The organism is Burkholderia stabilis (genome assembly GCF_001742165.1).
Classification (GTDB): domain Bacteria; phylum Pseudomonadota; class Gammaproteobacteria; order Burkholderiales; family Burkholderiaceae; genus Burkholderia; species Burkholderia stabilis.
Window position 1 is genome coordinate 1530335 of record NZ_CP016443.1, and the last position, 25828, is coordinate 1556162.

Annotated in this window: 13 protein-coding genes; 1 reads left to right on the top strand and 12 read right to left on the bottom strand. The window is 70.1% G+C overall.

Annotated elements, in window-relative coordinates; all coding sequences use genetic code 11:
- Positions 1–41 precede the first annotated feature (41 nt).
- Both BBJ41_RS24815 and BBJ41_RS24820 read right to left on the bottom strand, forming a co-directional pair.
- The gene (locus BBJ41_RS24815; protein WP_069748895.1) at positions 42–1517 is read right to left on the bottom strand and encodes a M81 family metallopeptidase; all 1476 of its coding nucleotides are present in this window, start codon (positions 1515–1517) and stop codon (positions 42–44) included.
- 189 nt (positions 1518–1706) lie between these two features.
- A complete protein-coding gene (locus BBJ41_RS24820) occupies positions 1707–3152 on the bottom strand; it encodes a serine hydrolase domain-containing protein (RefSeq protein ID WP_069748896.1) in 1446 nt (481 codons plus the stop codon).
- A 350-nt stretch (positions 3153–3502) separates the two neighbouring features.
- Between BBJ41_RS24820 and BBJ41_RS24825 the strand changes: the two genes are divergently transcribed.
- A complete protein-coding gene (locus BBJ41_RS24825; protein WP_069748897.1) occupies positions 3503–4687 on the top strand; it encodes an alpha/beta hydrolase in 1185 nt (394 codons plus the stop codon).
- 15 nt (positions 4688–4702) lie between these two features.
- Here the strand turns inward: BBJ41_RS24825 and BBJ41_RS24830 are convergent, their stop codons facing one another.
- The 10 genes from BBJ41_RS24830 to BBJ41_RS24875 form a co-directional block, all read right to left on the bottom strand.
- Entirely contained in the window at positions 4703–5776 is a 1074-nt protein-coding gene (locus tag BBJ41_RS24830; RefSeq protein ID WP_069748898.1) for a helix-turn-helix transcriptional regulator, read from the bottom strand.
- Between the two features lie 166 nt (positions 5777–5942).
- On the bottom strand, positions 5943–7187 hold the full coding sequence (locus BBJ41_RS24835) for a RhtX/FptX family siderophore transporter (RefSeq protein WP_069750365.1): 1245 nt from the start codon (positions 7185–7187) through the stop codon (positions 5943–5945).
- A 22-nt stretch (positions 7188–7209) separates the two neighbouring features.
- Entirely contained in the window at positions 7210–8721 is a 1512-nt protein-coding gene (locus BBJ41_RS24840; RefSeq protein ID WP_069748899.1) for a PepSY-associated TM helix domain-containing protein, read from the bottom strand.
- Position 8722: 1 nt separating this feature from the next.
- Positions 8723–8986 (bottom strand): hypothetical protein, encoded by a 264-nt coding sequence (locus BBJ41_RS24845; RefSeq protein ID WP_069748900.1) that lies wholly within the window; start codon positions 8984–8986, stop codon positions 8723–8725.
- A complete protein-coding gene (locus tag BBJ41_RS24850; protein ID WP_069748901.1) occupies positions 8986–11214 on the bottom strand; it encodes a TonB-dependent siderophore receptor in 2229 nt (742 codons plus the stop codon). The genes BBJ41_RS24845 and BBJ41_RS24850 overlap by 1 nt, the downstream gene beginning before the upstream one ends.
- Positions 11215–11334: 120 nt before the next feature.
- Positions 11335–13098: an ABC transporter ATP-binding protein gene (locus BBJ41_RS24855; RefSeq protein ID WP_069748902.1), complete on the bottom strand. Its 1764-nt coding sequence runs from the start codon at positions 13096–13098 to the stop codon at positions 11335–11337.
- Entirely contained in the window at positions 13095–14819 is a 1725-nt protein-coding gene (locus tag BBJ41_RS24860) for an ABC transporter ATP-binding protein (RefSeq protein WP_069748903.1), read from the bottom strand. The genes BBJ41_RS24855 and BBJ41_RS24860 overlap by 4 nt, the downstream gene beginning before the upstream one ends.
- Positions 14816–15868 (bottom strand): Gfo/Idh/MocA family oxidoreductase, encoded by a 1053-nt coding sequence (locus BBJ41_RS24865; RefSeq protein WP_069748904.1) that lies wholly within the window; start codon positions 15866–15868, stop codon positions 14816–14818. Before BBJ41_RS24865 ends, BBJ41_RS24860 begins: the two co-directional genes overlap by 4 nt.
- Positions 15865–21336: a non-ribosomal peptide synthetase gene (locus BBJ41_RS24870; protein ID WP_069748905.1), complete on the bottom strand. Its 5472-nt coding sequence runs from the start codon at positions 21334–21336 to the stop codon at positions 15865–15867. Before BBJ41_RS24870 ends, BBJ41_RS24865 begins: the two co-directional genes overlap by 4 nt.
- Positions 21333–25727 (bottom strand): non-ribosomal peptide synthetase, encoded by a 4395-nt coding sequence (locus tag BBJ41_RS24875; RefSeq protein ID WP_069748906.1) that lies wholly within the window; start codon positions 25725–25727, stop codon positions 21333–21335. Before BBJ41_RS24875 ends, BBJ41_RS24870 begins: the two co-directional genes overlap by 4 nt.
- Between the last annotated feature and the right edge of the window lie 101 nt (positions 25728–25828).

Sequence of the window (25828 nt, forward strand, 5' to 3'; positions counted from 1 at the left end):
GTTTCGGCATCGTCCGCGCATCCGCACGCCGGGCGCGCGGGTCAGACCGCGATTTCGTCGAACGGCCACATCGGGCGCGTCAGGTTCGCGTAATCGGCCGCGTTGAAATCGAGGCTTAGCGAACCGGGCGTGTCGCAGTAGTAGATCGCGCGCGCGAGCGGGCCGAACAGCGCCTGAAAATGCTGCGTCGACTTTACGACGACGATGGTGCAACGCGGCAGATCGATGCCGAGGTCGGTGAAGCAGCTCGGGCTGTAGGTCTGCTGGCGTGCCGAGTTGACGACCACGCGCACGCCGTCGATCTCCAGCAGGGCTGTCAGCCCGAGGCCGGGCCCCGGAAACTTGAACGCGTCGTCGTGCTGCGCGAGCCCGGCTTCGACGGCCAGCACCTTGGCGACCACGTCGAGCGGGCGGCCGGCCCGCGTGCCTGTCTTGCCGCCCAGGCGCACGCAGATCGTTGCGCCCACACCCGCATCGCGCGCGAACGTCGCCGCGACCGGGTCCCAGATCATCCCGAGCACTACGCCGCGCAAGCCGCGCTTCAGGATCGCGTCGAGGATGAACGTCGAATCGGAGCCGGCCCCGCCGCCGGGGTTGTCGGCCGTGTCGGCGATCACGAACGGGCGCCCGGCCGCGTCGGCCGGCGCCGCCGCGATCTCGTCGAGGATGCGCTCGATCGGCTGGCGCAGCTCGATCGTCTCGTCGCGCACGGCCACGAAACCGCGCGCAAGCTCGCGCGCATGTTCACGTGCGGCGTCGCGATTGCCGTCGCTCACCACCAGCACGCCCGCGCCGGTATCCGGAAAGTCTGACCACGGGAAGCCGTGAATCAACGACACCGACAGAATGCCGTTGCGCCCTTCCCGGTCCATCGCATCCTGGTTGAGTTGCGCCATGCGCGGCTCGGTCGTGAAGAACATGCCGAGCATGGGCACGCGTTCGAAGTGCATCGTTGGCCGGATTTCACCGCGCACGGTGCGTTCGGCAAGATCGATCAGGTCGACCGCGCACTCGTCGAAATCGGTATGCGGATAGTGCTTGCAGGCGAGCAGGACATCGCAGTTCTCGAGCATCGCCGTCGTGACGTTGGCATGCAGGTCCAGCTCGGTGCCGATCACGACGCCGGGCCCGACGAGCGCGCGCGTCTTCGCGAGCAGGTCGCCCTCGCAGTCGTCATAACCCTGCGCCATCTGCGCGCCGTGCAGCAGATAGAGCACCATGTCGACCGGCTGCGCGGCACGCAGATCGTCGAGAATCTCGTCGCGCAATGTCTCGTAATCGCGCTGCGCGCACGGCGCGCCGGGTTCGGCGAACGCGAAGATCGACGCGCGCACTTCGTGGCCGCGCGCGCGGGCTTCGCGCACGAAGGTGCCGTAGCCGACGAGGTCGTCCGCCTTCGCGTCGGGTTCGCCGTTCGTCGGCCGATACAGTGCACGTTCCTCGAACGAATGCAGGCTGGTCGGTATCGGTGAAAAACTATTGGTTTCGTGCGCAAGCGCGGCGACGAAAATTCGCATGATCGTTCCTGAATGGAATTGAAGAGTCGAAAGACGCGGCTGCACCGCCCGCTTGCGGGCGCGTCAGGCGCAGCCGGTCAGGGCCGTGTCCCGGCAGATTCCGAAAACATCTGCATGACGAAACAACCGGCATGCAGCCGGAACCTGCAAGGCACGAAAATGACGGCGAAAAACGCGTGCTGGTGCCGCTCAATCCTCGCGGCGCAGATAACGCAGGCGCGTGTGGACGCCGTCGGGGCGATCGCCGTCGCCGCGGAACGACACGAGCGCGAGCCGTCCGTTGATGCCGCACAGCTGCGCGTCGGACGTGCCCGGCGGCGCGAACAGCCCCTCGCCCAGCGGCACGAGGTCGAGCACGTAGGTCGATGCGCCGTCGAACGCGAACCGGATCTCGCCGGTGCCCACTTCTTCTCCGCTGCTCGGCCACAGCATCGCGCGCCGGCTGTCGGCGTCCATCTCCGTCCAGTACGCCTCGACTGAAATCCGGTCCGGCCCCGCGACCGACGCGAGGCGCATCGGGTAATGCCGGTAGCCGCCTGCGTAACGCGACAGTGGCCGGCGCGGCGTCGCGCGCTCGAACGGCATCACGGGGTCGTGGCCGAGATGCGCGAGCGTCGTCAGCAACACCTGGTCGTGCAACGCGCTGGCGCCCGGCCCGGTGCCGCCGGTCACGACGACGAGATCGAGTTCCGGGCACACCGCGAAGCTCGACGTCGTGCCGTAGGTCGTGCCGCCGTGCCAGAACACCGTGACGCCGCTCACCGGCACCTTCCACCAGCCGAGGCAGATCGGCGGAACGCAGGGCCGTTGCAGGTCGAACGTCACCGTCTGCATCGCGGCGATCGTCTCGGGCGCAAGTATCTGCGTGCCGTCGACCACGCCGCCCGCCAGGTGCATGCGACCGTAGGCCAGCATGTCCTTCACCGTCGAAATGGGCGTCGAGCCGGCGCCGGCCAGCGACGGCGGCAAAAGGTACGCATGCGTGGCCTGCAGCGCGCCGCTCGTCGCATTCGCGAACACGCCGACCGCGTGATGATGCAGGATCGCCTGCTCGGCCGACGTGCACGACGCGTTCATGCCGCACGGCCGGAACAGTTCCTCCTCGAGCGCCTGGTTGTACGGCTTGCCGGACAGCACCTCGATCAGCCGTGCGGCCACGACGAAACCCGGGTTCGAGTAATGAATCGTCTCGCCCGGCGAGAACAGCGTGCCGAAACCGGACAGGCGCGCCACGTATTCGCGCGTCGCATCCGGGCCGGAATCGGTCATCGGGCTGAAGGAATCGGCATCGATGCCGTTCGTGTGATTGAGCAGGTGGCGCACGCGAATGCGCTGCGCGTGCGCCGCGTCGGCCAGCGCAAACGACGGCAAATGCCGGACGACAGGATCGTCGAGACCGATCCGGCCGGCTTCGACATGGCGCATCAGCAGGTGCGTCGTCAGCACCTTGGTGATCGAACCGATCTGGAAGCGTGTGTCGACGGTCATCGGCGCGCCGGTGTTCAGGTTCGCGATGCCGCTCGCCAGTTCGATCTGCTCGCCGCGATGCCAGACGCCGGCGACGTAGCCAGCGGTGGCCGGGCCGTCCACCGCCTTCGACAGCAGGTTGCCGAGCTGGTCCTTCAGGATTTGCATGACCGCACTCCATGATGAGAAAGTGGGCGTTGCCGCGCGCCGAAAGCGAAACCGGCCGCATGAACGCAAGCCGTCAATGTAGTGGCGTTTCGCCGGGCAACCTTTTGCGATCGGCCGGGATGCTTTTGCGCGCGTCTGCCGTTATCGTGTACGCCATCATGCAGGCCGTTCGCGGTCGCCGTCCGCGGCACGGAAACCGGCGCGGACGCGCGCGACAATCCCGCGGCGGCAAGCGAAAGCAGGCCGGCACCGCGTCCGCTATCGTACGAGGTCCACGGGCACGCAACACCGTCGGCTGTCACGCGACGCGCGCGGCCGCCCTTCTCGACATACCGAACCAGGGAATACCCATGCGCAAATGGCTTCCGACCTTCCTGAGCCGAGACTGGGCGGGCCTGCCCATCGCGCTTTCGATCGCGCTTGCAGGTGGCTGCCTCGTCCATGCAGGCCGCCATCTGACGGGCTACATGCTGCTCGGCGCGGCCGTCGTGCTCGCGGCCGGCTCGCTCTACCACCTCGCGTTTCTCGCCCGCGTGCGCGCGGCCTGCCCGCCGCCGGGAATACGCGTGGAGGTGAACGGCCATCGCATCCACGTGCTCGCCGAAGGGCACGCGGGCGACCTGCCGCCGGTCGTCTGGATACCGGGCGCGCATATGGGCGGCCTCGTCCTCCATCACCTGCATCAGGCGCTGCGCGGCGAGACGCGCTCGATCCTGATCGACCGGCCCGGAAGCGGCTGGAGCGATGCCGGCCCGTATCCGCGTTCGACCGCGCTGGAAGTGGAGGAAGTCGTGGAGGCGCTCACGCGCGCGGGCGAGCGCGGGCCATTCGTGTTCGTCGGGCATTCGTTCGGCGGCCTGCTCGTCGCGAACCTCGCGCGCCGCCATCCGCATCTCGTGCGCGGGATCGTGCTGCTCGACGCGACGCATCCCGACTTCTTCAACTACGCGCCGAGCAGCATGCGCCCCACCCCGATGATCGTCGCCGGCAATCTCGTCGGGCTGCTGCATCTGTTCGGCATCCACATCGATCTCGTCAGCGTGCTGGGGCGCCGGCAGCCCGCGATCAGACGGTTGCTCGATCTCGTGCAGAAGCGGCTGGCCGATGCGATCGAGATGGGGGTCGAACGCATCGAGATGCATGCGCGCGCAGGATTCAGTTCCGCGTCGAGCCTCGCCGAGCTGAGCGTCGCAGGCAGTGCGCGCGCCGGGTTCGACATGCTGGTTCACGACGGCGAGCTGGGCGACCTGCCGGTGTTCGTCGTCACGCCGCGCGATGCGTCGGAAATGCGGCCCGCGCCGGAAGCGGACGCACGCAAGCTGTATCGGCGCATGGGCGTGGACGAAGCCGGCTTCGAGCGCCACCTCGCGCTGATGGGCGCATTTCGCCAGCGCTACCTGGCGACGTCGTCGCAAAGCGAGTTGATCCATGCGCCGGCCGGCGACGGGCACAACTTCCCGTACGAATCGCCTGCGTTCGTGGTTCAGGTCGTGACGCGCATGCTGCGCGAGCGCGTGCGCACGTACGCGGACTGACACGCACCGCAACGCTCAATCGTCGCCCGTGTCGAGGACGGTTCCGGGCACGCCGCTACGCGCGCGCAATGCGCGCGGCGACATGCCGAAACGTTTCTGGATCGCGACGGAGAAGCTGCTCGGATGGTTGTAGCCCACCGCGTAGGCAACATCCGTGACCGGCACGCCCGGCTCGCTCAACAACCGCAGCGCCTGCTGCATGCGCAGTTCGTGCGCATACTCGTGCACGCTCTTGCCGAGCAGCGCGCGGAAACCCGCGCACAGGCTGCTGCGGCTCAGGCCGACCTGCTGCGACAGCACGTCGAGCGACGGCGGCGACACGAAGTGCTCCTGCAACACGACCTGCGCTTTCGACACCGCGCGCCGCGTCATGCGGCTCACGCTACCGTTGAGCGCATCGGTATCCGCGTGGCGCGTGCCTTCGGATACCGTATCGACCGCGCGCGCGACGATCTCGAGGCTGCGCGCCTGCAGATAGATCGAGCGGCTGCGGCCGTCGAGCGGGCAATCGCCGATGTCGCGCAGGCACTCGACCAGCGCCGGCGGGATCGGCGTCGCATACATGAACGATTCGCGCAGCGTGCCTTCGACGAAATGCCGCAGCGGCGCCGGCAGCGCATCCTCGGCGCCGGCGTAGAGCGCGCCGAGCACGCTGCGATGCATGTAGAGGCTCGTCACCTGATGATGGCCGCGCTCGATCACGTCGCCGGCGGGCATGCCGTCGGGTTCCGCGACCAGCACCATCGTCGGGCCGTCGAGATTGACCTCGCGCCCGGCCACCGAATACGACGCCGACCCGCATCGGCCGATGCGGATGCGCAACGCGTTCTCGCCGCGCGTGCGCCGCCGCACGACGCCCGCGAAGCTGACGTCCACATCGGTCATCCAGAAGGCCGGTGACTGCGCATGGAATTCGGTTTGCCCGCTCGCATACGCGTTCGCGTATTCGACGCGATAGTGATGCCCGTTGCCGATCTGCCGGACCGTCGTGGACGGGAAGTCGGGCACGGAAAGGTCGCCGGGCGGCACCGCCAGGTCGCGGCTCAGCGAGTCGTAGTCGAGGTACGGCGAATACAGGTTCTGCAACATCGGCGCGGCGCTCCGGTGGCCTTCCCGGGTCCGCGCGGGGCCCGGGCTTCTCACGATCGAGACAAGCCGTCTTTATATCAAGCCGGAAACACCGCGCAAAAGATGTGTTTACCCCTGACCGCCGCGTCCGGACGCGCGCGCCGGACGTCGTCCCGCCCCCGCGACGCTACGCCAGCACGTCGTCGGCCTTCACCGCATACGCCGACTCGCGCCGCTTCAGCCGCATCGCGATCAGCGCCGCGAGCACCGCCAGCGCGGCGCCTGCGAGAAAGCCGCCCGTATAGCCGACTTTCGCGGTGAGCGACAGGATCGTCGACGAGGCGATCAGCTCGCCGAGATCGCGCGTGCTCTGCACCGCCGTCACGTCGGTGCCGGCCTGGTCGCTGCCGCCCGCGAAGCGCATGCCGGCCGTCATGATCGACACGGACGTGATGCCCGTCGACAGCGAGCCGAGCACCGTGCACAGCCACGCCCACGACGGCGACGCGGGCAACCACCCGCCCGCCTGCGCGAACCACAGCAGCGCCGCCGCGCCTGCGCAGCTCACGCCAGCCGTAAACGCGCGCCACAGGCCGAGCCGCCTCACGAGCCACGCGCCGCCGCCGCACCCGAGCACGACCGTCACGATGCCGCCGGCCATCCCGAGCTTGCCGATCGCGTCGAGCGTCCAGCCCGCGTCGTTGAGGAACAGCTTCGACAGACCGAAACCCGAGACGGCCGTCATCGCCGACAGCAACGCGAGCGACAGCAGCGACCACGAGCGCGGCCGCTTCGCAAAACGCACGAGGCTTGCGTCGTGCAGCGGCTTCGCACGCGCGCGGTCCGCATCGCGCGGCAGCACCCACAGCACGCAGATCAGGCTCGCGAGCGGCACGACGGCCAGCGCGAGAAACGCGGCCTGCTGGCCGAACAGGCCGATCAGCGTCAACGTGCCGGCGCCGCCGCCGAAAAAGCCGATCATCACGCCCGCGATCTGGATCGCATTGATCTTCGCGAGCGTGTCGCCGCTGAAATGCTCGGCGGCCATCCCGTCGTTCGCGATGTCCTGCGTCGCGCTCGCGAGCGACGCGACGGCCAGCAGGCCGACCGCCCAGCCCGCCGTCGCGACGCTCATGCCGATCTGCGCGAGGCTCGCGAGACACAGCACGACGAGCGTCTGCATCGGCAGCATCCAGCTGCGCCGCCGGCCGATACGCGGCGACCAGCGGTTGTCGACGACGGGCGCCCACAGGAATTTCACGACCCAAGGCAGCCCGACGAGCGGCAGGAACGCGAGTGCGTGAAGCGGCGCGCCGTCGTGGCGCAGCAGTGTCGGCATCGCGTCCATCGCGATGCCGATCGGGATTCCCTGTGACAGGTAAAGCAGCGTGATCGTGATGACCAGGCGGCGATGTTCGAGCAAATCGCGCATCGAAGTCTCCAGTTGCATGAGGTTAAAAAGGTTCGGCGCCGGCCGGCATGCGCGCAGGCCGCACGGCATCGCGGCGCGGGCGTCGCGCCGCACGCAGCAGCAACGCGCCGAAAGCGACGAGCGCCGCGTCGATCGGCCAGTAGACGGGCTCGCCCACGCCGAGCAGTGCGATCGCGCAGTGCGCGGCGCCCGCCAGCCCGTATGCCGCGCCGGCCGCCCGCATCAGCACGCGCAGCCATGCCGCGCGATCGGCGACGCCGGCCGCGAGCGCGAGCGCGCCGCCCCACACGGCCCAGAACAGCATCGCGAGCGCATGGTCGACGCGCGCGCCGTCCGGCAATACGCGCCCGGCGAACAGCAGCACGCCGCCCGCGAGCACGAGCCCGCCGCAGATGCCGACCGCGAGCGCGGCCAGCACGTTCGCCGAGCGGTCGCGTTGCGCACGCCGCCGCTCGATCCACAGATGCAGCCCGGTCGCACACAGCGCGCACGCGGCGAGCCCCATCAGGAAATGCAGGACGCGCAGCACGCCGCCCATCGCGCCGACCCAGCCGTATTGCGCGAAATGCAGCGGCTGCACCGCGATGAACGCGCGCAGCCAGAAGCCGCGGCCGCGCGACGTGACATCCGTCAGCCAGCGCCCGTCCGCCGCGCGATACAGGTGACGCTCGAACAGCGCCGTGCTCGGCAGGCCGGCGGTCGTGCCGGCAATTTCAACGCTTGCATTCGCGTCGCCCCAGCCGTGCAGCACGACCGCTTCGCGCCGGAAATCCGGCTTGCGCGCCGCGTCGCGCCGCAACAGCGCGTCGAGATCCGGCGCGCGCTGCCACGGGCCGCCGGCCGTGGCGGGCGGCGGCCCGCCGAGCAATTCGGCGAACGCGCGCTGCGGCTGCCCCGGATACGCGACGCCCGCGAGCGACACCGTGCCGAGCGCGCCGAGCCCCGACAACGCGCCGGTAAACGCGAACAGCACGAGCCACGGCGAACCCCACAGGCCGATCCAGCCGTGCAGGTCGAACAGCGCGGCACGCAACCCGCTGCCGCGCCGGATACGCGCCGCATCGGGCCAGCGCCGACGATGCACGATCAGGCCCGCTACGATGAGCACGAGCAGCACGATCCCCCACAGGCTGACGAAGATGCGCCCGGGAAACCCGGCGAACAGCGTCTTGTGCAGCGTGACGAGCAACGCCGCGCGCCCGCTGTCGGCCAGCGGCTCGCCCGTCGCCGGGTCGAGCGCCAGCGTGCACGCCTGCCGCGCATCGCAGAAGCGGATCGCCGGATCGTCCGGCTGCGGCAGCACGATGCGCGCGTCGCGCAGCGGCACGCCGAGCGCCGCCGCACGCGCGACGAGCGCATCGAGCGGCAGCGACGGCGCGGCGACGGCCACCGGCGGCGGCCGCCACCAGCCCTGCATCGAGTCGCTGGCGAGACTCCACACGCCGCTGAACAGCACGACGAACAGCACCACGCCGAACAGCGCGCCCGCGCCGCGATGCAGCGCGCGCCAGCGCGAGCGCAACGAAGCATCCATGTCAGCGCCCTCCCCAGAACACCGCGCACGGCACGAGCACCGCGAGCCATCCGGCGGCACGCCACGCGGCCTGCCGCCGACCGGGCGCGACCAGCACCCACAGCAGCGCGGCGACGCTCGCGACGAGCGTCAGCAGCACGGCCGCATAGAGCCGGTTCAGCCCGTCGGCCGGGTAATGACGGGCCAGCGTGAGCGCGAGCGCAACCGCGCCCGGCAGCACGCCGGTGATCGCGATCGCGGCCCGCGCGCCCCAGCCGCCGGCCATCAGAACTGCCCGCGCACGGTCAGCATCACGTTGCGCGGCTCCCCGTAACGGTTGTTCCAGCCCGGCTGGCTCAGGCTCAGGTAGTACTTGCGGTCGAACAGGTTGTTGACGTTGAGCGCGGCGCTCCAGTGCTTGTCATAGCGATAACCGAGCCGCAGGCTCGCGAGCGCATAACCGCCCTGGCTCATCGTCACGCCGTTCGCCTGCGCCGAGTAATTGCTCTGCACCTGCACGCCGCCGCCGACGCTCCAGCGCCGCTCCTGCCACGGCAGGTCGTAGTTGGTCCACAGCCGGAACAGGTGGCGCGGGTTCAGCAGCGGCGCGAACGAGCCGGCGTTCGCGAGGTTGTCCGCATAGCTCATCGTGTCGTACGTGTAGCTCGCCCACACGCTCCACCACGGCGTGATGCGGCCGTTCGCCTCGAACTCGAAGCCCTGGCTGCGCACGCTGCCGCCGTTCACGTAGTAGCAGCTCGGCCCCGCGCACGGATGCGCGAGGTCGACCTGCGGGTTGTTGTCGAGATCGATGCGGAACGCCGCGAGCGACACGTTGAGCTTGCCGCCCGCCAGTTCGCCCTTCACGCCCGTCTCGTAGGTGCGCCCCTTCACCGGCGTCAGGATGCCGCCGCCCCACATCGACTTGGTCTGCGGCTGGAACACTTCCGCATAGCTCGCGTACCACGACCAGTCGCGCGCGAAATCCCAGATCAGCCCACCGTACGGCGTGAACTGGTGGCCGGTGTTGTAGTGCGCGCCGAGGCTGTCCTGGTTCCACCAGCTCAGCCGGCCGCCGATCACGAACGTGAGCGGTTCCGCGAGCTTGATGCGGCCGAGCCCGTACACGCCCTTCTGCGAAATGTCGTTCTGCTGCGACTGCTGGTACGGGCCGATGTCCGGTTCCGGCACGCTGCTCGGGTTCCAGCGGTACACGTTCACCGGCGTGCCGGACACGTTGCCCAGCAGCGGCGCCGTCATCTGCCCGCTGCTGCTGTTCGCGTAGGTCATCCCGAGCAGCAGCTCGTGCGTGAGCCCGAACGCATGCACAGGCCCCTGCACGTTCGCGTCGATGCTGCGGCTGTAGCTGCTGAACTGGTACGCGGCGCCGGTCAGCCTGCCGCCCGCGCCGGTCGCCGGATCGATCGCGCCGAACGAGCCCGCGTATTTCAGGTCCGAGCGCACGCTCTGGTATTCGCCGCTCACCTTCGCCTTCCAGCCGCCGCCGAGCTTCTGCTCGACCGACCCGAACGCGCGCGTCGTATCCCAGTCGAAGTGGCCCCACGCGGTGTCGAGGAAGGTCGAGCGCGACAGGCCGAGGCTCGATCCGTCGCGCGCCATCGGCACGCCGGACATGTCGGGCACGGATCGCGTCGTCTGGTACTGCGCGCCGAACGTGAGCAGCGTGTCGCGCGTCACGTCGACTTCCGTGATGCCGTAGATCGAACGCGTGTCCTGCTTCGCGTGGTCGTAGAAGAAATGGCGATCCTCGTACGCGGCGACGAGCCGGCTGCGCACCGTGCCGGCCGCGTTGAGCGGCCCGCCGATGTCGGCCTCCGCGCGATAGCGATCCCAGCTGCCGACGCTCACGCTCGCGTTCGCGGAGAACTGGTATTGCGGCCGCTTGCGCACGAGGTTGACGGTCGCGGCCGGATTGCCCGAGCCGTGCAGCAGGCCGTTCGCGCCGCGCAGGATTTCCACGCGTTCGTACACCGAGATGTCCTGCGGCGCGCTCGCCATGTCGCCGATCACGACCGGCACGCCGTCGAATTCGAACGAATCGACCTTGAAGCCGCGCACGAAATACGCGGTGGTGAGCAGCACGTAAGGCTGCACGGTCACGCCGGCCGACTGCTGCATCACCTCGTCGAGCGAGAACAGGTTCTGCTGGTCGATCCGCTCGCGCGTCGTCACGCTGACCGACTGCGGAATCTCCCGCAACGCCAGCGGCATCTTGCCGACCGTCGCGACCGACGGATCGTCGGCGACGCCGCGCGACGCGTTCACCGAAATCGCCTTCAGTTCGGCCGCGGCCGGCTGCGCCGCGGCCGTTTCCTTCCTGACTTCCGCGCCGGCCGCCGGCGCCGCATCGGCGAACGCCGCCGCCGGATGCGCGGCGATCAGCAAGCCGAGATACAGCGACGGACGCCAGCGTCCGCCCCTCAAACGGACAAAGCGGGCAACTCGCGCGCCCTTCGTCATCGATCTCCCAGGTCCCAGCACCTCGTACCGCATTCACGCCCCCGCATTTCGTATTTGATAATCATTCTCATTATCAAATAGAACCGACGGGCGATTTTTCGATCGAGGGCCTTTTCCTATCGATTCCGGGCACACCGGCCCGAATTGTTCACGTCAGTGTGCGGATTCGGCCGATCCGGCTTCCGCTTCCGCCTCGGCGGGCGGCGGCCCGTCGTGCGGGCGCCCCGCCCGGGCGAACGTCGCGTACCACGCGTCCGCCGCGACGAGCTGCGCGTGCGTGCCGGTCGCCCGCACGCGGCCCGCGTCGAGCACGACGATCGTGTCGGCCGCCGCCGCGAGTGCCGGCTGGTGCGTGACGACGATCCGCGTGCGCTGCCCGCGCATCGCGACGAGGCTGTCGCGCACCTGCCGCGCGCTGAATTCGTCGAGGCTCGCGGTCGGTTCGTCGAACATCAGCACTGGCGCGCGCGCCAGCAGCGCACGCGCGAGGCATGCGCGCTGGCGCTGCCCGCCCGACAGCAACTGGCCGCCCGGCCCCACGTCGGTATCGAGCCCGTCGGGCAGCCGCTCGGCGTCGCACAGCAGGCCGACCGCGTCCAGCGCGGCACGCAGTTCGGCATCGGTCGCGTCGGGGCGGCCCATCCGCACGTTCCACGCCAGGCTGCCGCGAAACAGCCCGTTGTCCTGGAACACGAGGTTGCGCGTCGCGGCGAGCGTCGCTTCGCTCAGGTGCCGCACGTCGGAACGGCCGAGCAGCACGCGCCCGGCGCATGGATCGTCGAGCCGCGCGAGCAGGCCGAGCAGCGTGCTCTTGCCTGCGCCCGTGGGGCCGACGATCGCGACGAAGCCGCCCGCCGGGCAATGCAGGTCGACGCCGTCGAGCAGCGTCGCGCCGGCGGCCGACCGGTAGCCGACGCGCACCGCGTCGACGCTCGCATCGTGCGCCTGCGTGCCGCGCTCGGGGCTGTCGAAACGCGCCGCGTGCAGCACCGCGAGCACCGTGTCGAGCGCGCGCCAGCCGCCGCGCAACGCCTGGTCGAGCTGCGTGAGTTGCGCGAGCGGCTCGATGAAGCGCACGAGCAGCACGAGCACCGCGACGGCCGTCGCGGCATCGAGCCGGCCCGACGCGACGGCCCATGCGCCGCCGAGCAGCATCGCGACGAATACGCCCTGCACCGCGCCCGCGAAACCGAGTTCGATCGGCAACGAGCGCCGCATCAGCGCGCGCGTGCGGCGATGCTGTTCGTCGAACGCGCGCTGCAACGCTTCGCGCGCTTCACCTTCCTGGCCCGCGAAGCGCAGCAGCCCCTGATGTGCGGCGAACGTCTGGAGTTGCACGGCCATGTCGCGATCGCCGGCCGCACGCGATTGTTCGAACGCGAGCGTGCGTGCGCCGCCGCGCTCCAGCAGCGCGAACAACAGCACGGCCGCGGCCGCCAGGCACAGCGCGATGCGCCAGTCGATCCACGCGAGCCCCGCGACGACCGCCAGCGGCGTGACGACCGCACCGATCAGCGGCCCGAGCAGATGCGCGGGAATCCCCATCGCCTGCATCACGGGCCCGCGCAGCAGCCCGGCCGGATGGCTGTCGCGCACCGTCTGCCACGACGCGACGCGCGGCAGGTGCTGCACGAGGCGCTCGACGAGCCCGACGGCCAGCGCACCGCCCGCGCGATAACCGCCGAGCTGCGCGACGTACAGCACGAGCGCATGACACAGCGTCAGCACGCCGAGCGCGACGGCCCAGTGCAGCACAGCCGCATGCGCGCCGCCAAACCACGCGCGGATCAGCGGCACGAGCAGCAGCCCGCACGCGCCGTCGAGCAGCGCGGCGGCGCTCGCCCAGCCGACGCCGCGCCACAGTGCGCGCTGCGTGTCGCTCGGCAGGCACTGCAAACGTTTGAGCAAGCTCGTCATCGTGCGGCCTCCTCGTGTGCCGCGCCGCGTTCGCTCCACAACCGCGCATACAGCCCGCGCGCGGCGAGCAGCGCCGCATGCGTGCCGCGCTCGACGATGCACCCGCGATCCATCACGAGAATCTGGTCCGCATGCCGGATCGCGTCGAGATCGTGACTGACGATCACGCGCGTGCGCACCTCGCCGCGCAGCGCGTTACGCAACGCGCGCGCGGTTTGCGGATCGAGCGCCGACGCCGGCTCGTCGAGCAGCAGCAACGGCGCGCGCGACAGCAATGCACGCGCGATCGACAGCCGCTGAAGCTCGCCGCCGGACAGGCGCACATCGCGCCCACATATGCAGTCGTAGCCGCCCGGCAGCGCGTCGATGCGCTCGTCGAGACAGGCCGCGCGCGCAGCCGCACGAATCTCGTCGCGGCTGGCATCGGGCCGGTACAGCGCGATGTTCGCGGCGATCGACACGTCGAGCGCAGTCGCCTGCTGGAACACCATCGCGACCTGCTCGCGCCGCGTAGACGATGCGAGCAGGCGCAGATCGGCGCCGCCGAGCCGCACCGCGCCGCGATCCGGGTCCATGAAACGCGCGAGCAGCATCAGCAGCGTGCTCTTGCCCGCGCCCGACGGCCCGATGATCGCGGTGGTCGTGCCGGCCGCGATCGTCGCGTCGATGTCGCGCAGGATCGGCGCGCCGTCGATGTCGACGCTCGCGCCGCACAGCTCGACCGACGCATCGCGCGGCACCCGCGCCGCGCGCTCGGCAGGCTCCGGCAAGCCCGGCTGCGCGAGCAGCGCATCGAGGCGCGCGGCGGCCGCGCGCGCTTCGAGCAGCGCATCGGCGCCGTGGCCGAGCGCGCGCACCGGCGCCGCGACCGCCCAGATCAGCAGCGCGAACGTACACAGTTCACCGACCGGCAACCGCCCGGCCGTGAGCCATGTCGCACCGAACACCGTCCACGCGAGCAGGAACGGTGTGCCGAGCAGCACCTGCGTGCATGCGCCGGGCCCGCCGACGCGGCCGACCCACGCAAAAAACGCCTGCGCGAAGCCCCGGGTCGACGCCAGTGCGGCCGCCTCGATGCCGGCGCCCGGATACTGCCGCACGAGCGCCGGATTCTGCGCGAGCTGCGCGTAATCGCCCATCAGCCGTTCGAGCGCCGCATTGCGCGCCATGAAGGCGGGCGCGAACCGCGCCGAACGCATCCAGCGAAACAGCGCGGCGCCGGCCGCGAGCGGCACGAGCGCGAACGCGAGCAGCGCGGGATTCAGGTAAAGCAGGCACGCGAGCGCCGCGCACGGCACGACGACGAGCTGCGTGACGTCGGCCGGCGCATGGGCGACGAGCTGGTGCAGCGCGCGCACGTCCTGGTCGACATGACGCGCGACGCGATCGCTGCCCGCACGCGCGAACCAGCCGAGCGGCAAGCGTTGCAGATGATCGGCGAGACGCTTGCGCAAACGGTCGCCGAGATCGGCGTCGACACGGTGCGTGAGATGCAGCGCGACCGTCTGCCCGCCGAGCCACAACACGCTGGCCGCCACGGCCGCGACGAGCCAGCCGCGCGCCGCGGCGTCGAGCTGCGCGGTCATGCGCCATGCGTCGGCGATCCGCCCGAGCGCGAGCCACGGCACGAGCGACGCGACACCCGCCAGCGCCTGCAGCGCGACCGCCGTCGTGAGCGGCACCGCGAACGGCCGCAACATCGTGAACAACGGCCGCTTCATGCCGCACGCTCCAGCAGCATGCCGAGCGTCGCCGCGCGCGCGTCGCCCGGCGGTTGTTCCGGAAAACCGAGCTGCGCGGTCAGTTGCTGCCACACGCGCGTCACGTCGATGCTGCGCTGGTTGCACGCATGCAGCCCTTCGCCGGACACGAGCCGGTCGACCGCACGCACGGCCGCTTGCGGCCAGCAGCGCGCATGAATCTCGCCCCATGTGTCTTGCGCATCGTCGCAAATCTGGATGCTCGGCATGTCGTCGCCTGCCGGGTCGCCGAAGATCGGGAACAGTCCGTTCTCGTCCGCGGCCGGTTCGCGCAGCGCGGGCGCCCACCACAGCGGGCCGTGCGGCGATGCGAGCGTCCACGTACCGGCGTCGGTCGTCAGCGCGATGCTGAACAGCACGCTCATCCGGCCGTCGTCGGCCGCGGCCATCTCGTTGTGCACGCGCAGCGACACCGGCGTTTCCGCGAGCACCATCGCGCATTCGCGCATCGACGACAGCGCCGGCCCGATCGGCTCGACCGACCACGGGCCCACGCCGCGCAGCGCGGCTGCGAGCACGTCGAGCGCCGCGAAACTCGCCTGCACCGAGCACACGACATCCGCATGCACGGGGGTGCTCGTTTCATGCAGCCGTCGCGCGACCGCGATGAAACGCCCGACGACCGGCAGGTTCGGATAGAAGCTGTTGAGCAGGCAGCGGCGGCCATGACGCGACGCTGTGCGCAGCACCGAGTCCCATTCGTCGGGCAGCAGCGGATGCTCGATCACGACGTCGATCCCGCGTTCGAGCAGCCGGCACGCGAGCGCGGCCCCTTCCGCGCCGCGCGCCGCACCGCCGACCGCGACGCACGCGACGCGCACGTCGTCCGGCAGCGCTTCCGGGCGGTCGAACACGGGCGCGCCGACACGCGCAGCGAGCGCGGCCGTGCGCGCACTGCCCTGCCCGAGGATGCCGGCGACGTGATACGCGCCGGAAGCGGCCAGGCCCGCCGCATAGAACTGACCGAAACGAGAGCCGGCCACGACGACCGGCAACGGGTGAACCTTCATCGCGCCTCCTTCAGGCGGGTGTCGACGAACGCAGCGTTCAGGCAGTCGAAATGACCGCCGGGGATATCGACGGCCGTGATGCCGCCGAGCGCCTGCCGCGTCCAGTAATCAGTGAGTGCCGCGCGCTGCTGCGGAATCAGCGGATTGCAGCGCTCGGGCACGAACAGCCGCAGCGCGCCGGCATACGGTGCGTCGCCGGCCCAATGACTCGCCTGCACCGAATGCATGAAGAGCCGGTACAGCCGTTCGCGCTCGTCGAGCAGCGGATGCGCGACCGCGTCCTGCATCGACAGACCGGCCGCTGCGCGCAACACGCGAGCGCGCAGCGCATCGAGCGGCTCGCAGCGATCGCCGAAGATCTCGAGCTGCGCCTGCAGGCTGCCCGGCGCGAGCCGCGCCGGGTCGGCCTTCAATGCGTCGGCGAGCGCGTCGGCCAGCACGTACGTTTCCGGAAAACCGAGCGCGTCGAGCGGCAGCCCGAGCGTGGCCGCGAAGTTGAACAGCACGAGCCGCTCGTCCTCGATCAGGTACGGAATCCGGTAGCTCGACACGATGTCGAGCGTGCGCACCGCGACGCCGAGCTGCACCAGCGATTTCGCCATTTCGAGCGCGACCAGCCCGCCCGAGCAGTAGCCGAGCACGTCGACCTCGCGCACGCCGGAGCGCCACAGCGCATTCGCGTAACGCCGGCCGAGCGTTGCGTTCAGGTGGCGTGCGGGTAGATCGAGATAATCCTGCGCGTCGCGCACCGCGAAGCCGAGTACGGGGCCGAGCCGCGCGAGCGCCAGCATGACCGGCCGGTACGCGTGCACGGTGCCGAGACCTTCGTGGACGATCACGCGCGGCACGCCGTCGCCCGGCGCGAGCGGAATCGGACGCACGTCGGCGCGCACACGCGGCGCGGGCGCATGCACGACAGTCGATGCTTGCATCGTGCGCGGCGCGGCAGGCGTAGCGGACGACGCGGTGTCCGCGTCGCGCAGGCATTGCGCGAACGCAGCCGGGGTCGGCTGTGCGAGCACCCAGCGCAGCAGCCGGTCGAACGGATGCGCCTGCGCGAGCGGTTCCTCGCTGCGCAGCCGCGACACGAGTTGCGCGATCAGCAACGAATCGCCGCCCGCGGCAAAGAAGTCCTGATCCGGCGTGACGTTGCGCGTATCGAGCACCGTCTCCCACAGTCCGACCAGCCGCGCGAGCAGCGGATCGGATGCCTGTGCCGCCGCCGGACGGACGACCGCCGGCTCCGGTTCGCGAATGTCGGCGATGCCGGCCAGCGTGCGGCGGTCGATCTTGCCGTTCGCGGTCACCGGCAGGCGTTCGAGCACGCGCAGTTGCGACGGCACCATGTAGCCCGGTACGCGCTCCGAAACGAACGCGAGCAACGCGTCCGGCGCGATGCGTGCCGCGCCGCGCTTCACGTGCGCGAGCAGGATGTCGTAGCCGAGCGCATCGAGCGGCGTCTCGGCCGCCACGCACCCGAGTGCGCGATCGCCGTCGTTCGCCTGCAGCCATTCGAGCCACTGCGCGCGCGGCACGAACAGCCGCGATGCCGACGCGCGCGCGTCATCCGGCGTCTCCATCATCAGCGCCTGGCTGATGCTGATTTCCGGATGTTCCGCCGTCAGTTCCTGGATCACCCACCACGCATCCGGCGCCGACAGCGTGCGCAGCCCCGCGATCAGCGCGACCGTATCGCGCGCGTTGTTCAGCGCGCCGGAGCTGATCGTCAGGTCGACCGAATGCGGCGCGATGCCCTGCGCGTCGAGCGGCGCGTTCATGTCGAATCGCACGAACCGCATCCACGGATACGCGGCGAAACGCTCGCGCGCAGCCGCGAGGAAGTAGCTCGACACGTCGCTGAACAGGTAGTCGATTCGCGTGCCCGCTTCGACGAGCGGCGCAAGCGCGTCGACGATCGCACGCGTCGCCGCGGCCGTGCCCGCGCCGATTTCGAGAATCCGCCACGCACGCTGCGGCTCGCGCGCGACGATCGCGCGCACGGCCTGCGCCATCCCGCGATGCAGCGCACGTGCATGTTCGCCGTTGCTGTACATCGCGTCGGCGATATGCGATGCGCCCTCCGGGAACATCAGGCCGGCGGGCGACACGCTGCCGTCCACCTGCGCGTCGAGGCATCCGGCGCTGTCGCGGAAGTAGTCGATGAGGACGGCCGGCCACAGGTCGGGCGGCGCATCGTGCGCGAACGCGTTCCAGCTTGCGTGCGCGTCGGCGTGGCCCGTGTGGTCGGCGTCGGGGCGCACGCGCCACCCGCCTTCGTCGTCCGCATGCAGCACACCGTGTGCGCAGAGCATCGCGAGCCAGTGGCGCAGCAGATGCTGCCGTGTCGTCGGCACGCGCAACCGCTCGCATAACGTCGCAAGGTCGGTCGACGTGTCGGCCATCAGACCGCCCGCCGGCACGATCCAGCCGGCCAGCGACGCGACGCATGCCGCTTCGAGCTGCGCAACCGATCGCGACACGTCCGCGTGCGCGGGCCAGCGCGCGGCGTCGAACGCTTCGCGCACGTGCGCCGCAACCTCGTGCAGCGTGTCGTCCTGCTCGGGAGAAGCCAACTCCGTGCCGTGCAACGCCACGAAGCTCGCAAGCCGGCGCTCCGCACCTTCGCCGAGCACGATCGTCGTCGCCGCGCCGACGAGCGGATGCGCATTCAATGCCGCATCGATCTCGGCCAGCTCGATCCGGTAGCCGCGAATCTTCACCTGGTCGTCCTGCCGCCCGAGGAACTCGAGCGAACCGTCCACCCGCACGCGGCCGAGATCGCCGGTGCGGTAGAGCCGCCGCCCGTCGCGATGCCGGATGAAGCGCTCGGCCGTTCGCACGGGATCGTTCGCGTAGCCGCTCGCGAGCCCGACGCCGCCGATATGAATCTCGCCGCGCACGCCGGGCGGGCACGCGCGGCCGAGCGCGTCGAGCACTTCCATCGTCTGCCCGGTCAGCGCGCGGCCGTACGGAATGCTCGCGAGCTGCGTGTCTTCCGGGCGGATCGGATGCTCGATCGACCAGATCGACGCCTCGGTCGCGCCGCCGAGGCTGAACAGCGCGCTGTCGGGCCAGCGCCGCCACCAGCGGGCCGGCAGCGTCACCGGAATCCAGTCGCCGGACCACAGCACGCGGCGCGGGCCCGGTACGGCGAGCGCGGGCTCGCCTTCGAGGTAGTCGATCAGCATCTGACCTTGCGCGGGCACCGAATTCCACAGCGTCACGTGGTGGCGCGCCATCAGCTCGGCCCAGTGCGACGGATCGTTGCCGCGCGCCGGATCGGGCAGCACGATGCACGCGCCGCGCGCGGTCGCGCCGAAGAAGTCGTAGACGGACAGGTCGAAGCTCAGTTCAGCCAGCCCGAGCACAACGTCGCCCGTGCCGACTTCGTGGCGCGCGCTGATGTCGGCAAGCGTGTTGCATACCGCTGCGTGACTCAGCATCACGCCCTTCGGTTCGCCGGTGGAACCCGATGTGTAGATCACGTACGCGAGCGCATCGGGCGCGATGTCGCGCGCGACGCTTGGCGGCCATTGCGGATCGATCGGCAACGTATCGATATCGATGCGTGCGCAACCATCATGTTCGATGTCGATGCCTTGCAGCGTCACGACTGCGCGCACGCGCGCATTGCGCAGGATCGCCTGTTGCCGCAGCGCGGGCTGGCGGCTGTCGACCGGCACGTAGGCAGCACCCGCCTGGACGATCGCGAGCACGGCCGCGAGTTGGTGCGCGCATTTCGGCATCAGCACCGCGACCGTGTCGCCCTCGGTCACGCCTTGCTGTTCGAGCACGGTGCGCAGCGCCGCCGCGTGTTGCGCGACGTGGCGATACGTGCGCGCGCCCTGCGCGTCGATCACGACCGGCGCATCGGGCGTACGCAACGCCTGCACGGCGAAACCGGCTGCGATATGCGTATCCGCATCCGGATGCGCGAGCGCGACCGGCACAGCCGACGGCAGCACGATGTCGCCCGCGCGCGACCAGCATTCGGCATCGTCGGCGAGACGGCCCAGCAGCGCGACGTATGCGTCGAACATCGCCGCGGGCATGCCGTCAGGAAACAAGTCGTCGCGAACGTCCCAGCCGATTTCCAGCCCGCCGAACTGGTCGGTCACCTGGCAGTCGAGCCAGACCTGCGGCGTCTGGCTGATCATGTAGCGCGGCGGTTCCGCGCGCGTCGTTTGCTCGCCGAGCAGGCGGCCGACGCTGCCGATGCCGCTCGTGAACACGACGGGCATCAGCGCCGCATCCTTGCCGCGCCGCCGCGCGAGTTCGCGCATCACGTCGACGCCGGTAAACGCGCGGTGGTCGAGATCGTCGAACATCCGCGCGCCGATCGTGCGCGCGCGCTCGACGAAATCGCGCCCTTGCGTCGCATCGACGGCGAGCAGGCTCAGTGCGGTGAAATCGCCGAGCACCGCGTCGATGCGCGGATGCACGGGCGGACGGTTCAGTACCGTCAGGTTCACGCAGAACGCCGGCGACTGGCTCCACCGGCCGACGATTTCAGCGAACGCGGCCAGCGCGACGCTCGCCGCGCTCAACCCGAAGCGGCTCGCGCTGGCGCACAGCGCGGCCCATTGCGCGCGATCGAGCCGCGCGTGCCGATGCGTGAAGCGCGGCTGCGCATCGCCGCCCGGTGCAGGCAGCACCGGCAGATCGGGACGCGCGGGCAGATCGTCGATGCGCGCGAGCCACCACGCCTTGTCGCGCGCATGATCGGCGCGCTCGCAGGCATGCGCTTCATGGACGACGTAGTCGCGAAACGTCGCGTCGAGCGGCGCGGGACGCCATTGCGGATCGTCATAACGACGCCGCCACTCGGCGAGCAGCAATTGCAGGCTCGCGTAGTCGATCAGCGTGAAATCGACGGACAGGTGCAGTACCGCACCGTCCGGCCCGAGGCTCACTTCCGGCTGCAGCACCGGCCAGTGGTCGAGCGCATGCACCGCATGATCGAGGCGCTCGCGTACGCGGCTGATATGTGCGTCGAATGCGGTTGCGTCGGCATCGCGCAAATCGTGCACCGCGAGCGGCTGCCACGGCACGTCGGGCAGCACGCGTTGCCATGCGTTGTCCTCGACGATCGCGCGCAGCATCGGATGCCGCGCGACGCACGCGTTCCATGCAGCCTCGAAACGCACGCAGTCGAGATCGGCAGGCTCGCCGTATTCGACGTACAGATGGCAGGCATTGCCGCCGAACTCGAACGATTCGTGCCGGCCGAGCACATAAGCGGCCTGCACCGGCGTCAACGCGAAGCGTTCATGCTGGCGCACCGGATCGCTGCGCCACGTGCCTTCCTGCAGGAAGCGGACGAACGCGTCGCGTTCGGCCTTGATGCGTGCGGCCAGATCCGCGTCGAGCGCGCCGGCCGGCGCGCGATAGCGCAACTGGCCGCCGTCGTCGCACCACAGTTCGATTTGTCGTTCGCGGCAGAGGTCGAGTACGTCGTCGAAGCTCACAGCACGCCCTCCTCGATCGTCGCGACTTTGGCGTCGCCGTCGGCTGGTGCTGCGGGCACGGCTTCCGCCTCATCGAGCTGCGCTGCGAGACCGGCCAGCGTCGGCTGACGGTAGAACGCGGCCATCCCGATCCGCACGCCGAGCCGTTCACGCAGTTGCGCGAGCAGGCGCGTCGCGAGCAGGCTGTCGCCACCGAGTGCGAAGAACGTCGCGTCGCGCGCGTTCGCCGCATGGCCGAGCGCTTGCTCCCAGCAGGCAAGCAACGTCGCCTGTCGCTCGTCGGCAGGCACGAATGCGTCGTGTGCGGCCGGGGCGTCACCGAGCGCACGCGCGAGCGCGTCGCCCACCGCACGGCGGTCGATCTTGCCGTTGCCGTTGAGCGGCCAGCGCGGCATGAACCACAGCGCGTCGGGACGCATTGCGTCGGGCAGCCGGTCGCGCAGCCAGTCGGCCAGCGTCGTTTGCGCGGCCGGTTCGTCGATACGACGCGCGTCGATGCACGCGAATGCGGCCGAACGCCAGCTCCGGGCATCGAGCGAAAAGCCGCACGCTTGCGCAGCCGCCGCGAGTGCATCGTCCTCGAACGGGCGCGGCAGCGACGCATCACCGGTCAGCCCCGCGACGAGTTCACGCAACGGCGAATCGCGCAGCACGTCTGCGAGCAGCAAGCGGCCGTCATGCTCGAGCAACGCCGCAGCGATCCTGAACGTGTCGCGCGGATCATCGCGCAGGTGCGCCGCCGCGAAGCTGATCACGCAGTCGAACCGGTCGAGATGGCGTGCGGGAAGCAAGCCTTCCTGCATCGTCTGCAATGCAGGCGTCGTATGCGTGAAGCGCGCCTGCGCGCTACGCAGCAGGCCCGGCGACACGTCGAACAGCGTCACGTCGAAACGCGGATCGTCGAGCACGCCGAGCCCCGCGTCGAACCATTGCCCGGCCCGCGCGTCGAGCACCGCGACCCGCAATGCGCCCATATGTGCTGCGGCCAGTGTTTGCAGCGCGTCACCGAACTGGCGCAGCGCGCGTGCACCATCCGGCAAGCGCGTCGCGAACGCGAGCGGCGCCACGCGCGAATCGAGCTGTACGCGTTGTGCGGCAGTGTCCGGATCGACGGCGAGCGCGCCCAACGATGCCGTCAGATCGTCGAGATCGGTGGCATCCCAGTCGAGCAGGTCGAGCGCGCGATCGATCGGGATCGACGTGCCCGCCGGTGCATGCCTTGCATCAAGATGCGTGCGCAACGATTGCGAGATACCCGCATCGCGGTCGAGCAGCCGGTCGGCGATCGCACGCGCAACTGCCGCTTCCGCCTGCGCCGTATCGACGAGATTCGCCTGTGCAAGCGCGCGTGGCGGCGGCGTTTCGCTCGATGCCGGATCAGCCGGCACGAACGCCGCGACGATGCGCGCCGCTTCGCCGCTCACGACGCTCGCGCACGCGCCGTCTATCCGGGGATGCGCGGCCAGCGCCGCCTCAATCTCGCCAAGCTCGATCCGATGCCCGCGCACCTTCACCTGCCGGTCCTCGCGTCCGAGAAATTCGAGCGTCCCGTCGGGCCAGTAGCGGCCGCGATCTCCGGTGCGATACCAGCGGCCCGACGCGTGCTGCACGAAACGCTGCGCGGTCAACTCGGGATCGTTCCGGTAGCCGCGCGCGAGACTGTCGCCGCCGATCAGCAGTTCGCCCGGCACGTAATCGGGCACGTCGCGGCCATCGGCATCGACGACGCGATACGCCTGCCCCGCCAACGGCCGGCCATACGGAATCGAACGCCAGTGCGGCGGCACATCGCGCACCGTCTGCACGTTCGACCAGATGCCGGCCTCGGTCGCGCCGCCAAGCGCATGGAACGCGCACGCATCACCGCATCGTTCGCGCAGGCGCGCCGGCAGGTCGAGCGCGATCCAGTCGCCGGACAGCAGCGCCGCACGCACGCTGCGGCACGTGTCGCGCGCGGCCGGCACGGCGAGCGCCATTTCGAGCAGTGCAGGCGCGGAATTCCACAGCGTCACGCGATGCTGCGCGATCAGCTCGATCCAGCGCGCCGCGTCGCGCGCATCGTCCTGGGTCGGCAACACGAGTTCGGCCCCTGCGCCGAGCACGCCGAACAGGTCGTACACCGACAGATCGAAATCGAGCGCGGAAACCGCGAGCAGCCGGTCTTGCGCATTCACGCCAAGCAGCGCGTCGACCGCATCGATCGTGTTGATCGCCGCTGCATGCGTCATCTCGACGCCCTTCGGCACGCCCGTCGAACCGGACGTGTAGATCACGTAAGCAGTGGCCTGCGGTGCAACCGCGAGCGGCGCGGCCAGCGGTGCATGCCGCATGAGCGCCGCGACGCCGAAATGCGGCAGCGGCGCATCGGCGAGCGCCGCGTCGCCGATCACGGCCTTCACGCCCGCCGCGCGCTCGATCAGCATCTTGCGCGCGACCGGCTGCGCGATGTCGATCGGCACGTAGCACGCGCCGGCGGCGAGTACGCCGAACACCGCGGCAACCTGCGCCGGCCCGCGCGGCAGGCTGATCTCGACGGCATCGCCGTGCCCGATGCCGGCCGAGCGCAAACCACCCGCGATCGCGAGCGCCTGCGCAGCGAGTTCGCCGCGCGTCACCCGATGCTCGCCGCATCGCAGCGCGACAGCGTCCGGCTCGCGCGCAGCCAATGCGAAGAAATCGTCGTGCAGCACGCGCGGCCGGCCGGATGCGGGCAGCGCATTGAGCGCGTCGCGCACGCGGCGCTGCGCGGACGGCAGCTCGACCGCGATCGGCAGCCGCCAGTCGCGGTCGCACAACGCCTGCACGAGCGCGACATACGCGCCGAACATCGCGTCGAGTATCCCGTCCGGAAACAGCCCGTCGACGCTGTCCCACGCGAGCAGCGCGCCGTCCGGCACGCGATAGAGCTGATGGTCGAGCCACACCTGAGGCGTCTGCGAAATCATGTCGTGCAGATCGCCGAACGCGCGCGCAAACGCATCGGGAATGAACGGCGCGTCGCCGAGATTGCACGAGAACACCACCGGCGCCGCGCGCGGCGAGCCTTGCCGGCGCGCGTCGCGCAGCACGTCGAGCGCCGGGTACGCGGCCTGCGCGATCGCGCCGTGCAAACGCTGCTGGAATGCGCGCACCGTGTCGGCCGCGCTCGCATCGGCGCGCACGTCGCATTCGACGAGCAGCAGCGTCGTGAAATCGGCGATCACGTCGGCGAGATCGGGCGCATCGCCATGCCGGTCGAACAGCGGCACGTTGAGCAGGAACGCCTGCCGGCCGCTCCAGCGCGCGAGCACCGCCGCGAACGCGGCGCCGAACACCGACGACAGCGTGACGCCGTGCCGCGCGGCCTGCGCATGCAGGCGCGCGAGTTCGGCCGTGCTCAACGTGTGTGAAATGCGGCTGAAGCGCGGCGCGCGGATCGTTTCCGGCGCGCAGGCCAGCGGCAGCGCCGGCCCTGCCGGCAGATCGGCAAGACGCGCATGCCACGCATCGCGCGCCGCGGCCCGCGCGTCGCGCGTATCGGCCGCGCGACGCGCGAGCCAGGCCGGGAACCACGTAGACGGCGCATCGGGCAGCGCCGACGGTTCCGCATAAGCAACGCCGATCTCCTTCATCAGCAGCCGCAAGCTGTCCACGTCGGCCGCGAGCAGGTCGACGCTCAGCCACACGCGATCTTCGCCGCCGGGCATCTGCACGAGCCCCATCATGAACACTTGCGCGTGCTCGACGTCGAGACATTCATGCGACCGGAACGCGCGCATCGACGCCCATTCCGCTTCGGCATCGGCGGCGCTCCGGTCGCGCCAGTCCGCATGCGAAAACACCGGCGCGTCCGGCGCTTCGACGATCTGCTGCCGGCCGCCGGTGAAGCGCGCACGCAGCATCGGATGACGCTCGCGCACACGTCGGCAGGCCGCATCGAGGCGAACGGGATCGATCGCGCGGCTGCGGAATTCCAGGAACGCGTGACAGCTCACATTGCCGAGCACTTCGCCATCGCCGCGGCCGAGCCAGTACGCCTGCTGCACCGCGGACAAATCGAACGGCGCATGCACGTCGACGTCGGCGGTCACCCCGGCATCAGGCGTCGCGTACGCAACGCGCGGCGCATTCGCGAGCAGCGTGACCCAGGCGTCGAGCGTGGGCGTGCGCGCGAACGCATCGAACGTCAGCGCGTATCCGAGCCGGTTCACGCGCGTCTGCAGATACATCAGCCGGATCGAATCGAGCCCACAACTCAGCAGGTCCTCGTCATCGTCGAGCGACGCGATCTCGTCGACGGATTCGTCGAGCAGCTCCGCAATCAGCGCGACGAGCTGCGAGCGAAAAACAATGGGGGAAGAACGGGAAGGATCGGAATGGTCGACACGGGCATCGACAACGGTCTGGCTCATGGGCACGCCTTGTATGGGTCGTTCAATGGCGGTCCGCGCGGCGGCGGCCACCGGTTAATGAGAATCTATCTCATTAACTCCCATGAGCCCGGTCGATTGCT